Below are 13,542 nucleotides of genomic sequence, written 5' to 3'. Positions count from 1 at the left end.
GAGATTTTAGATATCTATTTTTGCATAACGTGCGTTTCGCTCAATAAATTCACGACGAGGAGCTACCTCATCACCCATTAGCATAGAAAATATACGGTCACATTCCGCAGCATTTTCAATGGTTACTTGGCGTAATGTACGTGTATCTGGATTCATGGTTGTATCCCAAAGTTGTTCCGCATTCATTTCTCCAAGACCTTTGTAGCGCTGTACATGTACACTATCTTCTTTACCCGCACCTTTCAATCGTTGTACTGCATTTAATCGTTGATCTTCATTCCAAGCGTACTGATGTTCCTTTCCTTTTTTGACTAAATATAAAGGAGGAGTAGCAATATAAATATACCCATTCTCAATAAGCTCTTTCATGTATCTAAAGTAGAAAGTCAAAATAAGCGTCGTGATATGAGAACCATCGACGTCAGCATCGGTCATAATGATGATACGATGGTAACGTAGTTTCTCCAAATTCAACGCTTTTGGATCTTCTGCAGTCCCTACACTAACGCCTAATGCGGTAAACATATTCTTAATCTCTTCGTTTTCGTAGATCTTATGTTCCATCGCTTTTTCAACGTTCAAGATTTTACCACGAAGTGGCATAATCGCTTGATATTTACGATCACGACCTGACTTTGCTGTTCCACCCGCTGAATCTCCCTCGACAAAGTAAATTTCGCATTTCGTTGGGTCATTATCTTGACAATCGGCAAGTTTACCAGGTAAGCCTGAACCACCCATTACTGTCTTTCTTTGAACCAAATCACGCGCTTTACGCGCCGCAGCACGAGCTTGCGCAGCAATAACAACTTTTTGTACAATTGCTTTTGCTTCTCTCGGATTTTCTTCCAAATAAATATTCAAAATTTCACCAACAGCAACGTCAACAGCCCCCATTACCTCCGAGTTTCCTAATTTAGTCTTCGTCTGTCCCTCAAATTGAGGTTCTGCAACTTTCACAGAAATAACAGCTGTTAATCCTTCACGAAAATCATCTCCTGTAATTTCAACCTTTAAATTCTTCAATAAACCAGACTTATCTGCGTATGCTTTCAATGTTCTGGTCAATCCACGACGGAAACCCGCTACGTGAGCACCACCTTCGATGGTATTAATATTATTCACATACGAATGAACATTCTCTGTGTAAGTCTCGTTGTATTGTAATGCTAATTCAACAGGAATACCTTGTTTAATTCCCTCTACATAAATTGGATGAGGGATAATCGATTGACGGTTTCCATCCAAAAACTGAACAAACTCTTGTAAGCCACCTTGGGATAAGAAAACATCTTGACGCAATGTTCCATCTTCCAAAGTTTCTCTTTCATCCGTTAATGATAAAGTAATGCCCTTATTTAAGAAAGATAACTCACGAAGACGATTCGCTAATGTATCGTAATTATAAATAGTAGTTGTTGTAAAAATCTCAGCATCAGGAGTAAATTTAACCGTAGTACCCGTATGATCAGATTCTCCAATTTCTTTCACATCGTACATCGGTTTTCCTCTTTCGTACTCTTGTTCGAAGATTTTACCATCGCGATGAACCACCGCTGACAAATGTGTAGATAAAGCATTCACACAAGAAACCCCAACACCATGAAGACCACCTGATACTTTATAGGTATCTTTATCAAATTTACCACCAGCATGTAAGACAGTCATAACAATCTCTAGTGCTGATTTCTTTTCTTTCTTCGTAATACCTGTTGGAATACCTCGTCCATTATCTTTAACGGAAATAGAATTGTCTTTGTGGATTGTGACAATAATGTCTGTACAATAACCTGCAACGGCTTCATCGATAGAGTTATCGACTACTTCATAGACCAAATGGTGCAAACCTTTCACCCCTGTGTCCCCAATATACATGGAAGGACGCTTACGTACAGCCTCTAATCCCTCTAAAACTTGGATATTATCGGCTGAATATGATGATGCATTTTTGTTTTCTTCGCTCATTGAAAATAATTAAATACTTGTAATCAAAAATACGAAATTTTAACCACTTTAACAAGTCAAGAATCAGCTATAGATAGCAATTTAATTAGGCGAATAATGGAGAATAATTCATATTTTAGCACCGAAAAAACCAAAATGTAATTTTTTTATAGTAGGTTTGTTCTTAATATAACAGTATGTAATCCAATAAACAATGAATAATATAGTATCAACATTATCAAAAGTAACTTTAGGCTTAGCAATTTCGGTAGCTGCTGTATCTTGTAATCAAGGATCAAAAAATTCAAGTTCTTCAACTACGAAAGATTCTACATCGACAAAAGGATCATCAGAAAAGGTTGAGAAAATTGTATATATCAATTCGGATTCATTATCTCAAAAATATGATTACTTCAAAGATATCAGAAGTAAACTAGAAGCTAAAGTAAAAAAAGCACAGGCAGATCTTCAGTCTAAAAGTCAAGCTTTTCAACGTGAAGTAGCAGAATATCAACAAAAAGCTGCTTCTATGAGCGCTGCTGAAAGACAAGCTACGGAAGAAAAATTAGCACGTAAACAAGATGAGCTAAGCCGTTTGGATCAAAATGCTTCTTCTTCAATCGCTCAAGACGAATCTGCAGAATTTAACAACGTATATAATAAAATCACGGAGTTTTTGAAAAAACACGCAAGTGATAATGGCTACACATTAGTGTTAACCTATTCAAAAACAAATCCAACCGTTCTATATGCGGATTCTAAATTGGAAATCACAAACGAAGTTGTGAAACAATTAAACGAAGAATACAAAAAAGAAAAGAAATAACATTTCAAAATAAAGAATAAGAAAGCCGCTAATCAGCGGCTTTCTTAATTTATACACAATTTGCATTTTGTCATTCTCTTCGGTATATTAACCAAAAAATCGAATGTAATCATATGATATCAACTTTAATCAGTAAAGAACAAGCGAACTATGAATGGATCGATGTCTTTGAACCAAGTGTAGCAGATCTCGAAATACTAAAAGAAAAATACAATTTGAATCAGGCATCTATCAAGGATTCACTGGAACCTGAACATTTGCCTAAAATAGAGGAGTTTGAAAATTATACATTCATCATATTACGTTTGGTTTCTTCAACTTTCAAAGATAATTCCGACAATATAGGGGAAATAACAGATCGTCTTACTATTTTCTATGGCTCTGATTTTGTCATTACCTTGCATAAAAAAAATGTAGATTTCATTCATAAAATAAAACTTTTAGATTTTAAATCGTCGAAATTAAAAGATAGCAGGCACTTAGCTACGCATTTGAGTACAGCAGCAATAGCTACTTTTGAAAAATTATTACCAAAAATATCTATCAAGCTTGATGAATACGAAGAAGCTGTTTTTTTGACCCGGCAAAAGAAATTAGTACTAAAACATGTTTATTTTATTAAAAGACAGATTGATGTTGTCCGAAAAGTGATTATTCTGTATAAAGAAATTGTTGACCATTTTCATTCCAGCCCCAAAAGAGATATTTATAGTCGAGATCTAAAAGATTTATTTTTAAGAGCAAATACCCTTTACGACAATTTATCAGAGAATACCAGTCAGCTATTAAATATCTATTTTAATATCTCTTCCAACCATACCAATGAGATCATGCGGATTTTGACCATTTTCTCTGTCTTCTTTATGCCTATTACATTTGTAGCAGGCGTTTATGGCATGAATTTCAAAAATATGCCAGAGTTAGAATGGTATTACGGTTATCCGATAGCAATAGGTATCATGCTCGGGACCTCTATTGCTATATATTACTGGTTTAAAAGAAAAGGATGGTTATAAACTGGGACTTTTCTTAGCTACAGTCGCAACGAAATCTTTTAAATAATAAGGTTCGAAATAGGCTATATCTTCAAAGTCTTTCATTTGATATTTCTGAAAAACAGATCGGCTGATAGCAACAGCATTTGTCTGAATACCTGGTACAATAGTAATACCTTTTGTATTCACAAATAGCGCTTCCAGTTTATCTGCTCCAGGACCAAAGAGACAAATACGAGGGTAATGATCTCGATATTGATCAAAACTTGTTTCATCAATAATTAAAGCCGCCGTGTTGGATACTAAGTCACCTGTTTTGTCGAAGGCTGCACAATATACTTCCATTCTTCTCGCATCTAACATGGGGATATAAAGATCATATAGAGCAGACTCCTTTCTATCTGTTTTAAATCCTTCATACAGCCCATCTAAGGTATTAACAGCTATCAAAGGGATATCCAGTGCATAACACAATCCTTTAGCCGTAGAAACGCCAATCCTCAAACCTGTATATGAACCTGGCCCCATACTCACAGCAACAGCGGACAGTTCTCCAAAGCCTATATGCTCAAGGTCCAATAAATCTTGGATTAAAATGGTCAATTGAGAAGCATGAACATTCGGTTCATTTAAACTTTCGCTTTGACAAACCCGTTCAGATTCAACTAAAGCAACAGAGCAGACAGAAGTAGAAGTTTCTATTTGTAAAATATAAGTATGCATGTTATTAAAAGATTAAGGAACTGGGTCATGACCACTACCACCCCAAGGATGACAACTCAGAATACGTTTGATTGCAAGCCAACCACCTTTAAAAGGACCATATTTCTGGATGGCTTCATACCCATATTGAGAACATGTTGGTGTATAGCGGCAGTTAGCACCCAAAAAAGGTGAGATAAAGAGTTGATAAAATTTAATGATTGCCAAAAAAAACAGACTAAATATCCGTTTGATTATCTTTTGCCAAATATAATTTAGAACACTCATTCTCAAGTTTTAACAAAGCTTTTTCCAAATGGCTATATAGAAAATTATAGGCCAATAAGCCTTTACCAACATATTGTATGGCCAGTAACAAAGGTAACTGTTGTTCCTGTAAAAACGGCGTCAGATTTGTTTTTTTTTGTAAGCGAAAACATTCTCTCATTCGTCTCTTCATTACATTCCGATCGACTGCTCGTTTAAATCGTCTTTTAGAAACGGAAAGGATAACCTGCGATGAAGAATTGTCTAGTGTAGTGTTACTGTCTTCCTTTGGAGAATAAAAGACAATGCGATAGGGATAACAAACAAAAGAAGAACCTTTATGAAATAATAAGTCAATTAACTTGACACTACATAAACGTTCTTCTTTCTTAAATGTATTTTTAATCATAATCGATGACTGAAAAGTCGGCCATGTTATTACACGAGCCACCTGGCCACCAGCTACGCAAAAATCTTAACCTTTGTGACGACCTTCGTCAGAAACTGTAAGGCGTTTTCTACCTTTTGCTCTACGAGAAGCTAAAATTCTTCTACCATTTGCAGAACTCATGCGATCTCTGAATCCGTGCTTATTTCTTCTTTTTCTTTGCGAAGGCTGAAATGTTCTTTTCATGACGCTTAATATGCTAAATTATGTTTTGATTCTATTAATAAAACTCCCTAAAGAGGAATGCAAAAGTAAAATATATTTTAGAGAATTACAAACAATAATTGCAACTTATCCAAAAAACAAAATATTCTACAAAAAAAACAGACAAGGAAAGCAAGCTCCTTATCTGTTTTTTATAGAACGACCTTAGATTACTTATTTTTAAGTAAGTCTCTAATTTCAGTTAAAAGAGCTTCTTCTTTTGTTGCTTCTGGTTCTACTTCTGGAGCTGCCGCTTCTTTACGTTTCAGTGAATTTATACCTTTTATCACCGAAAAAATACAAAATGCAACAATAATAAACTGGATCAATACATTAATGAAGGTACCATAATTAATTGCTACTTCTGGCTTTTTAGCAACCTCATCAGCAGCTTCCAGCACATATTTCATTTTTGAAAAATCCACTCCTCCCGTTAAATATCCTATCGGAGGCATGATGATATCGCCTACTAAAGACGTAATAATTTTTCCAAATGCACCGCCAATAACAACACCGACTGCCAAATCCACTACGCTTCCGCGCATTGCGAACTCTTTAAATTCTTTTAAAAATCCCATAAAATAATTTTTTAATACTGCAATTATCGTAATTTTACTCTAAAAATAAACTAATTACAACAATAAAACTACAAAATTTTAGTTAATCTTATGTAAGATATTGTTAATAGGATTATTACACAAAGCACAAAGGAATTAAATAAGTAAAAAAAGCTTATCTTTGATTATATTTGCATAAATTTTGTTGTCTGTATTTCAGGATTTTTATTTATTTTTAACTTAACTATATATGTGTAATATAATTTTACCTAATACCTATCATGAAAAAAATATTAATTGCTGACGATCATAGTATTGTTAGATTAGGGGTGTCTGTTATTATTAAGGAAGTTATACCAGATTGTGTAATTACACAGGCTCAAGATTATAATGAGGTACTTGACTTACTTCAAAAAGAAAACTTTGATTTGCTTTTGTTAGACATCAATATGCCAGGCGGAAACAATATTAGAGTAGTGAAAGAAATACTTGAAATTCAATCTTCAATAAAGATCTTAGTATTCTCTTCCTATGACGAATCCTTATATGCCTTACGCTATATTGAAGCTGGAGCTGCAGGATATGTTAATAAAAGCACAGCGATGTCAGAAGTTGGCAATGCCATATTAACAATCAAAGAGAGAGGAAAATATATGTCAGACGAAGTAAAAGATCTATATGTTAAAAAACTGACACAAAGTAAATCAAAGATTAATACGTTGAATCCTTTGTCTAGACTTTCAAATAGAGAAGTAGATGTTGCGAAATATCTTACGCAAGGATATGGTATTATTGAAGTATCCACTACATTAGAATTGAGCCCTTCAACGGTGAGTACTTATAAAAGTAGAATATTTGAAAAATTAAATGTTTCCAATATTCCAGAACTCATTGAGATATTTAGAATTCACTCTGCCAATTAATTGGGAGAGTGAATACTATTACCTATATTATCTTAATTTATCCATCGTTACTTCCGGAATATCTTTCGCATCAGGTATTGTTAATTCCGATTCCTTTTTATAAGAATATCCTGTTTTCTCGTCCAGATCCCAAAGCATTGGTGCTAGAAAATTAATACAAGAACGGAACCCTTGTAGTGTAGCAGACATCACACCTGTATCTTTCGAGTTTTTCGCTTCATTTTCAATCTCAAAAACTCCTGTAAAATCACGACTTTTTAGTGTATCAACAAAAGCCCTCCAATCCATGCTATCTGACCCTCCGAAACCTGGCAACATCGCTTCATAATGATGTCTATCCCAATCATGGGCAGGTATTGTAATATCAGCTGCTCTAGCAAGCGTTGCATCAACATGTTGCATTGGATACATACCACCCCAATCGACACGCGCTTGCGTGTTTAAATTACGCGTAGTCTTCACATGGATACGGTGCAGTCTACTGATATCCATTGCTTTTATTACAGCTACTGGATCTGTGTTCTGCCAAACATCATGCGAGGGATCATAAATTTCACCATGCGCGCGACTTGGAATGATCTCATACATTAATTTTCTTGCCGCTAATACAGCAGGTAGGTTATTGTAAGTAGAACTATACCGAGATGAACGCCATCCTTCCATCGGACAGTTTTCATACAATACGGTCACGCCCAAATCCTCTGCATATTTTATAATAGGGGCAAAAACACGTTTATATTCATCTAAGTTTTTCTGAAAGCCATCGATTTCATTCCCCAATTCATGATTGTAGCCAACAAAAGTTCCCACCTTAACATTGTTTGCGTTACCTCCTAACAAATAAGCGATTCGAATAAGCTTCAATAAATGATTCTGATTTTTTACACGTTGATCCTCATCGCCACCAATCATATTTTCAAAAGCTCCTAACGACAGCTTTAACTCTGCTTGATTAAAAGTTCCAATGGTACGTTTGGCTTCTTCAAGACCGAATCCCTCATAATTTAAATGTGTGGCAGTATGATCTTGACGCGTTCCATCTTTTCGAAAAACACATAAATCAATACCTGAAGCACCCACCTGTTTAGATTTTTCAATTAATTCTGGTAAGTCCAACTTGTCAAAGGCTGAACTCATTACCCATATTGGATTATTCATTTTCTTATTCATAAATATTATACAATTCTATATAAACGGTATAACCTAAAGATACAAAAAAAAAGCTATCTCGGGTGAGATAGCTTTCATATAGTTCGCCTAAATAGACACTAATCTACATTATCGTGTAAAAAAGAATTATTAGGTCTAATTTCTGTATTTCCATCTTCAAAAGATAATGTGAATCTAGAAACCTGAGATTGTGAAGAATGAGGAGTATCATCTAATGACATTTGCTTTCTTTTATAAGCAGGCTCATTTTCCAATTCTTGAAGTCCATTAGAAGATTTCAATTTCATACTCAATTCTTTCAATCTCAAAATACGCTCTTTCGTACGTACTAATTGATCTTCAAAAGAAACTTGTTCTTCCTCTACTTGCTCTATCTCAGCGTTATTGTTAATAGAAGCTGAAAAGTTATTTGACTGTTCATCCTGAACGGGTGCAGGTGACGTAGCATAGTCATCAAATACTGTAGGCATTTGAAATTGAAACACCGATGGAGAAGTTTTCAATTGAAAATCATTTCCTTGATTTATTGCAGGAGCTTCTTCTTCAACCACTTCTTCCAAATTCAGTTCATGACGAATAATTGCATTCTCTTCTACTGCAACATGTTGTTGAACAACATTTTTAGGAGTTGAGAACAAATCATTTGAAGGAGTTGGAGCAGTTACATTTTCTGGATTCGATTGCACTGGATTAACAAGCGTTGTAGCTGTAGCATCTTTTTGCACAAACTGATTAACAGGTTTTACAAATGAAACAGCTTGTTCTGTAGCGGTAAGAGGTAGCGAAACTTTTGTATTTTCACGTTCTTTATCACGCTCTTCAGAAGTTTGAAAACCAGTTGCAATAATCGTAACTGACAGTTCTTCTCCAAAGTTTTCATCAATACAGTTACCCCAAATCAAATCAGCTGAAAGACCCGCTTTTTCTTGAATATAATCCGTGATGATGGCTACTTCATCCATGGTCACTTCTTTCAAACCTGAAGTAATATTCAATAAAATATAACGAGCGCCTTCGATTTCATTATCTTTTAATAACGGGGAAGCTAATGCACCTTCAACAGCTTTCATAGCACGATCATCGCCTTCAGCAACAGCATTACCCATAATCGCAACACCACTATCATTCATAACCGTGCGCACATCTTTGAAATCGACGTTCACATAACCTGGAATTGTAATAATTTCAGCAATACCTTTTGCTGCAGTTGTCAAAATATCATCTGCTTTAGCAAACGCTGCTGTCATCGTTAAATTTCCGAATATCTCACGCAGACGATCATTAGAGATCACTAAGTAAGAATCGACATATTTTCGAAGCTCGGACAAGCCTTCTTCTGCTTGAGAACGACGACGTTTACCTTCAAAAGTAAAAGGAGTTGTAATAATCGCTACAGTTAAAATACCCAATTCTTTAGCCGCTTTCGCTAATACTGGACTTGCGCCAGTACCCGTGCCTCCACCCATACCAGCGGTGATAAAAAGCATCTTTGTATTTGTACCTAACATACGTTTGATATCATCAATACTTTCGATAGCTGAATTTTCACCCACATCAGGATCTGCACCAGCACCCATACCTTCTGTCAAACTCATACCTAACTGTACTTTATTAGGTATTGGACTTAACTCCAAAGCTTGCGCATCCGTATTACATACGATGAAATCAACTCCACTAATTCCTTGTTTATACATGTGGTTAACAGCATTACCGCCACCACCACCAACCCCAATAACTTTGATTATTGATGATTGTTCTTTTAACATTTCAAACTGTATTGACATAACTTATCCCTATTTAACTCATAATGAGCTCAGTACCAATTATACTTAAACTCAACAATCGCAATGTAATAATACCACATTTTCAACAATATTTTTCCACAATTGTTAAGAATGTGGAAAAATACCAATGGTGTTGAAAACTATTTTTTATCTAAGAAAGTGGCGTCATCAATTTCGTTACCATCTTTCATTAATTTCTTAAACCAAGTCAATAGACCGTGTTCTTTTTGTTGTTCCTCGCCGACTTCTTTAACAGAATCAACATCCTTTTTCACAGCTTTAGGTGTTCTTCTGCTATCCACTTCATCTTCATGCGCTTGAATACCCTTCATCAGCAAACCAATACTTGTTGCATATAATGGGCTTTTCAATTCTTCATATAAAGCTTTTGGTAAAACTTCATTTTTAGCTAAGTACTCATTTGGAAAACCAATACGACAATCGATACCTGTTATGTATTCAACCAATTGTACTAAATGTTTCAATTGTGCCCCACCTCCAGTAATAACGATACCTCCGATCAATTTATTTTCATAGCCCGAAGATTTGATTTCGTAATATACGTGTTCAATGATCTCTTCCATACGTGCTTGAATGATATATGCAAGATTTTTAACAGAGATCTCTTTTGGCTCACGACCTTTCAATCCAGGAACACAAATCACTTCGTTTTCCTTATTTTCATCTGCTAATGCAGATCCAAATCGTGTTTTTAATAACTCCGCTTGACTACGTAATACAGAACATCCTTGGCGAATATCTTCTGTCACAATATTTCCCCCTAGTGGGATAACAGCAGTATGGCGAATTATTCCTTCATGAAAAATCGCTACATCAGTAGTACCTCCACCAATATCAACCAAAACAACACCAGCATTTTTCTCGTCATCATCCAATACAGCTTCAGATGATGCCAACGGTTCAAGAATTAATTCCGAAACTTCTAGATTTGAATTATCAATACATCTTTTGATGTTTCTGATATCCGTAACACGTCCAGAAATAATATGGAAGTTCGCCTCAATACGACGTCCAGCCATACCAATAGGTTCACGGATTCCAGGTTCGTTATCGATCGTAAATTCCTGTGGCAACACATGGATAATTTCTTCTCCAGGAGGCAACACTAATTTATACATATCAGAAATCAGACGTTCAATATCTCTTCTTGTTACTTCATCATCGCTATCAGTCTTGGTAAAAATACCACGATGTTGAATACTTTTAATGTGTTGACCAGCAATACCAACATTCACAACTTTGATATCAACATTCGATTGATTTTCGGCTATTTCAACCGCCTCAAGAATGCTACTCACTGTTTTCTGAATATTAGCAACTACACCTCGACTTACTCCTGCCGAATCTGCCTTACCAACTCCTAAAAGTTCAATTTTGTTTCCTCCGCTACGTCGTCCTACCGTAACGCAAATTTTGGTTGTACCAATATCGAGTCCCACAATTATTGGGTTTTCTCTTTCAATTTCTGCTGATTTTGAACTCATAATATTCTGTATTGATGCTGTATTATAATGTGTTATTTTTTATTTTCTTTTCCGGGTTATACAAATCGTCAAATGTCCAAACACCTCGTTTTTCACAAATAATCTGACCTGCATATTTTACATTTACTTTATTATAAGTATCAACACCTACTTTAGGCATGATCTCTTTATAAAATGTCTGTAATAAACTAAATTTTTGATCTAAGGAATCCGCTGTACCAATGATAAGTTGTTGATTACCCACTCGCGGAACCAATTCGATATCATTATCATTATTGACAAAAACCTGCACCACTTGATTACTCCATAATTCGTCCTTTTCGATAAATTGTGTTACACGAAACAAATCCTTCACCAGTGATGACTTCACTGAATCCAAAGGATTTTTGTATCCCTCTTCAATATTACCTGTAGCAATCATGACATGTGGCACATATTTCAATGTTGTTGGAACCTTCAATCCATGTAGATCAATATAATATTCACGTCCATTTTTATTAATGACACGCATCACAACCTCTCGTTGTTCAATATTAATGGCTAAAGCTCCATCCATATCTAGATGCACAGTAGCCTTTGACACATATGGTAATTTTCTTAACGTTTCCTCTATTTTTTGCAAGGGAATACCTATCAGTGATTTCCCCACAATATCTCCATAATTCTTTCTGATCAACTTCGAGATATCATCTTGATCAATAAAAGCTTCTTTTCCTTCAATAAAAATATTTACTTCACGACATACTTGCTGATCATCTTTACGGTTGACCAAGGACATCACAATGACTACAGCAATCACTCCAAGAAAAAAGAGTGAAAGATATAACACGCGATTCCATTTTATGTTGTGTAAATATTTAAGCATTACCTAATATTTCCTTTAACGGTTTTACTAATTTATCAATGTCTCCAGCTCCCACTGTCACCAATAATTCTGGTTTCTCCATCTTAGCAATTGCCAGCACTTCTTCGGGTGTTACAATTGCTTTTTCTGAAGCTGTAATTTTACTTAATAACCACGTCGAGTCGACACCTTCAATTGGCAGCTCACGCGCAGGATAAATTTCCATCAACAGCAAACGATCAGCCATGGAAAGCACTTCTGCAAATCCGTCTATAAAATCACGTGTCCGTGTAAATAAGTGCGGTTGAAAAACAACTGTCAGTTTTTTATTCGGATACAATTTTCGCATAGAACTTAGAAATGCCCTCAACTCTTCGGGATGATGCGCATAATCATCAATATAAATGGATGATTTACTTCTTACTATATATTCAAACCGTCTCTTAACACCTCTGAAATTTGTTAAAGCAGCTTTTATTTTATCATCAGCGATACCTAAAATACGAGCAACTGTAATTGCAGCTACAGCATTTTCAACATTATGTGTTCCTGGTATCCCTAAATGGATATCTTCAATTTTGCCCGTTGCAGATACGTAATCAAAATAAAATTCACCTTCTCTCACATGTACATGATCGGCATAAACATCCGCGACATTATGACCAGAGTAAGAAATTTGACCATCAAAAGGAAGTCCCTTCTTTACAATGCGAGTTCCATTTTCAACCACACGATCCAAATACAGTTGAAAAGATGCTAATAAATGACTGGCATCACCATAGATATCCAAATGATCTGCATCTGCAGAAGTAACGATTGCGATATTAGGATGTAGGGTTAAAAAAGAACGATCATATTCATCTGCTTCAACCACCACCACTTCATTCTTTCCATATAAAACATTTGTATCATAGTTAGAACTTATCCCTCCTAAAAAAGCAGAGCAATCATAACCAGAGTCCTTCAAAATATGAGCGACCATCGTTGAAGTCGTTGTTTTCCCATGCGTACCCGCAACACCAATTGTAAAACGACTTTCACTAATGATTCCCAATACTTGAGAACGCTTATATAAGGTATGTCCAACTCTTTCCAAATAATGTTTGATTTTCAAATCTTTGGGAACAGCTGGTGTAAAAATGATTAATGTTTCTTCGTTTGCAAGACTAAAAATAGGATCAATAGTAGCGATGTCATCCTGATACGAAATATCAATTCCTTCAGCAGCTAACGTTTTCGTCAATTCTGTTTCTGTACGATCGTATCCTTTTACAAGACATCCCAAATGAGCAAAATAACGTGCCAACCCACTCATTCCAATGCCGCCGATTCCGATAAGATATACCTGTTTAATTGTATCTATTTTCATCATT

The 13,542-nt window shown here is 35.4% G+C and carries 14 protein-coding genes; 3 read left to right on the top strand and 11 right to left on the bottom strand.

Going from position 1 to position 13,542, the window contains the following annotated elements:
* Positions 1-6: 6 nt before the first annotated feature.
* Positions 7-1,965 (bottom strand): DNA topoisomerase (ATP-hydrolyzing) subunit B, encoded by a 1,959-nt coding sequence (gene gyrB, locus LZQ00_RS01410; protein ID WP_234511281.1) that lies wholly within the window; start codon positions 1,963-1,965, stop codon positions 7-9.
* A 193-nt stretch (positions 1,966-2,158) separates the two neighbouring features.
* Between gyrB and LZQ00_RS01405 the strand changes: the two genes are divergently transcribed.
* Together LZQ00_RS01405 and LZQ00_RS01400 are read left to right on the top strand one after the other, a co-directional pair.
* Positions 2,159-2,770, top strand: coding sequence for an OmpH family outer membrane protein (locus LZQ00_RS01405; protein WP_234511279.1), 612 nt, complete (start codon positions 2,159-2,161; stop codon positions 2,768-2,770).
* Between the two features lie 113 nt (positions 2,771-2,883).
* Positions 2,884-3,786 (top strand): CorA family divalent cation transporter, encoded by a 903-nt coding sequence (locus LZQ00_RS01400; RefSeq protein ID WP_234511277.1) that lies wholly within the window; start codon positions 2,884-2,886, stop codon positions 3,784-3,786.
* Here LZQ00_RS01400 and tsaB read toward each other — a convergent pair.
* The 5 genes from tsaB to mscL form a co-directional block, all read right to left on the bottom strand.
* Positions 3,781-4,488: a tRNA (adenosine(37)-N6)-threonylcarbamoyltransferase complex dimerization subunit type 1 TsaB gene (tsaB, locus tag LZQ00_RS01395; protein ID WP_234511276.1), complete on the bottom strand. Its 708-nt coding sequence runs from the start codon at positions 4,486-4,488 to the stop codon at positions 3,781-3,783. The two genes, LZQ00_RS01400 and tsaB, sit on opposite strands and share 6 nt — an antisense overlap.
* A gap of 12 nt (positions 4,489-4,500) precedes the next feature.
* Positions 4,501-4,755 (bottom strand): membrane protein insertion efficiency factor YidD, encoded by a 255-nt coding sequence (yidD, locus tag LZQ00_RS01390; protein WP_234511274.1) that lies wholly within the window; start codon positions 4,753-4,755, stop codon positions 4,501-4,503.
* Positions 4,706-5,143 (bottom strand): ribonuclease P protein component, encoded by a 438-nt coding sequence (locus tag LZQ00_RS01385; protein ID WP_234511273.1) that lies wholly within the window; start codon positions 5,141-5,143, stop codon positions 4,706-4,708. Before LZQ00_RS01385 ends, yidD begins: the two co-directional genes overlap by 50 nt.
* Positions 5,144-5,209: 66 nt before the next feature.
* Positions 5,210-5,368, bottom strand: coding sequence for a 50S ribosomal protein L34 (rpmH, locus tag LZQ00_RS01380; RefSeq protein WP_045753170.1), 159 nt, complete (start codon positions 5,366-5,368; stop codon positions 5,210-5,212).
* 188 nt (positions 5,369-5,556) lie between these two features.
* Positions 5,557-5,964 carry a large-conductance mechanosensitive channel protein MscL gene (gene mscL, locus LZQ00_RS01375; RefSeq protein ID WP_234511271.1) on the bottom strand — a complete coding sequence of 136 codons (408 nt, stop codon included), beginning with the start codon at positions 5,962-5,964 and terminating at the stop codon, positions 5,557-5,559.
* A 260-nt stretch (positions 5,965-6,224) separates the two neighbouring features.
* On the opposite strand from mscL, the gene LZQ00_RS01370 reads away from it, so the two are divergent.
* Positions 6,225-6,866, top strand: coding sequence for a response regulator transcription factor (locus LZQ00_RS01370; protein ID WP_234511269.1), 642 nt, complete (start codon positions 6,225-6,227; stop codon positions 6,864-6,866).
* 27 nt (positions 6,867-6,893) lie between these two features.
* Here the strand turns inward: LZQ00_RS01370 and LZQ00_RS01365 are convergent, their stop codons facing one another.
* From LZQ00_RS01365 to murC, 5 genes are all read right to left on the bottom strand, one after another.
* Positions 6,894-8,024 carry a sugar phosphate isomerase/epimerase family protein gene (locus LZQ00_RS01365; RefSeq protein ID WP_234511267.1) on the bottom strand — a complete coding sequence of 377 codons (1,131 nt, stop codon included), beginning with the start codon at positions 8,022-8,024 and terminating at the stop codon, positions 6,894-6,896.
* A 110-nt stretch (positions 8,025-8,134) separates the two neighbouring features.
* Positions 8,135-9,820 (bottom strand): cell division protein FtsZ, encoded by a 1,686-nt coding sequence (gene ftsZ / locus LZQ00_RS01360; protein ID WP_234511266.1) that lies wholly within the window; start codon positions 9,818-9,820, stop codon positions 8,135-8,137.
* A 140-nt stretch (positions 9,821-9,960) separates the two neighbouring features.
* Entirely contained in the window at positions 9,961-11,325 is a 1,365-nt protein-coding gene (ftsA, locus tag LZQ00_RS01355) for a cell division protein FtsA (RefSeq protein WP_234511264.1), read from the bottom strand.
* A 22-nt stretch (positions 11,326-11,347) separates the two neighbouring features.
* Positions 11,348-12,190, bottom strand: coding sequence for a cell division protein FtsQ/DivIB (locus LZQ00_RS01350; RefSeq protein ID WP_234511262.1), 843 nt, complete (start codon positions 12,188-12,190; stop codon positions 11,348-11,350).
* Positions 12,183-13,538, bottom strand: a complete 1,356-nt coding sequence (murC, locus tag LZQ00_RS01345; protein ID WP_234511260.1) for a UDP-N-acetylmuramate--L-alanine ligase — start codon at positions 13,536-13,538, stop codon at positions 12,183-12,185. The genes LZQ00_RS01350 and murC overlap by 8 nt, the downstream gene beginning before the upstream one ends.
* Positions 13,539-13,542: the final 4 nt, after the last annotated feature.

It is taken from the genome of Sphingobacterium sp. SRCM116780 (assembly GCF_021442025.1).
In the GTDB taxonomy this organism is placed as follows: Bacteria; Bacteroidota; Bacteroidia; order Sphingobacteriales; family Sphingobacteriaceae; genus Sphingobacterium.
Note: the sequence above shows the minus strand (reverse complement) of the source record. Positions and strands in the feature narration are given on the sequence as shown.

Excerpts from the sequence above, each read along its gene's own strand:
- gyrB (WP_234511281.1), bottom strand. The coding sequence starts at position 1,965 with ATGAGCGAAGAAAACAAAAATGCATCATCATATTCAGCCGATAATATC.
- LZQ00_RS01405 (WP_234511279.1), top strand. The coding sequence starts at position 2,159 with ATGAATAATATAGTATCAACATTATCAAAAGTAACTTTAGGCTTAGCA.
- LZQ00_RS01400 (WP_234511277.1), top strand. The coding sequence starts at position 2,884 with ATGATATCAACTTTAATCAGTAAAGAACAAGCGAACTATGAATGGATC.
- tsaB (WP_234511276.1), bottom strand. The coding sequence starts at position 4,488 with ATGCATACTTATATTTTACAAATAGAAACTTCTACTTCTGTCTGCTCT.
- yidD (WP_234511274.1), bottom strand. The coding sequence starts at position 4,755 with ATGAGTGTTCTAAATTATATTTGGCAAAAGATAATCAAACGGATATTT.
- LZQ00_RS01385 (WP_234511273.1), bottom strand. The coding sequence starts at position 5,143 with ATGATTAAAAATACATTTAAGAAAGAAGAACGTTTATGTAGTGTCAAG.
- rpmH (WP_045753170.1), bottom strand. The coding sequence starts at position 5,368 with ATGAAAAGAACATTTCAGCCTTCGCAAAGAAAAAGAAGAAATAAGCAC.
- mscL (WP_234511271.1), bottom strand. The coding sequence starts at position 5,964 with ATGGGATTTTTAAAAGAATTTAAAGAGTTCGCAATGCGCGGAAGCGTA.
- LZQ00_RS01370 (WP_234511269.1), top strand. The coding sequence starts at position 6,225 with ATGAAAAAAATATTAATTGCTGACGATCATAGTATTGTTAGATTAGGG.
- LZQ00_RS01365 (WP_234511267.1), bottom strand. The coding sequence starts at position 8,024 with ATGAATAATCCAATATGGGTAATGAGTTCAGCCTTTGACAAGTTGGAC.
- ftsZ (WP_234511266.1), bottom strand. The coding sequence starts at position 9,820 with ATGTCAATACAGTTTGAAATGTTAAAAGAACAATCATCAATAATCAAA.
- ftsA (WP_234511264.1), bottom strand. The coding sequence starts at position 11,325 with ATGAGTTCAAAATCAGCAGAAATTGAAAGAGAAAACCCAATAATTGTG.
- LZQ00_RS01350 (WP_234511262.1), bottom strand. The coding sequence starts at position 12,190 with ATGCTTAAATATTTACACAACATAAAATGGAATCGCGTGTTATATCTT.
- murC (WP_234511260.1), bottom strand. The coding sequence starts at position 13,538 with ATGAAAATAGATACAATTAAACAGGTATATCTTATCGGAATCGGCGGC.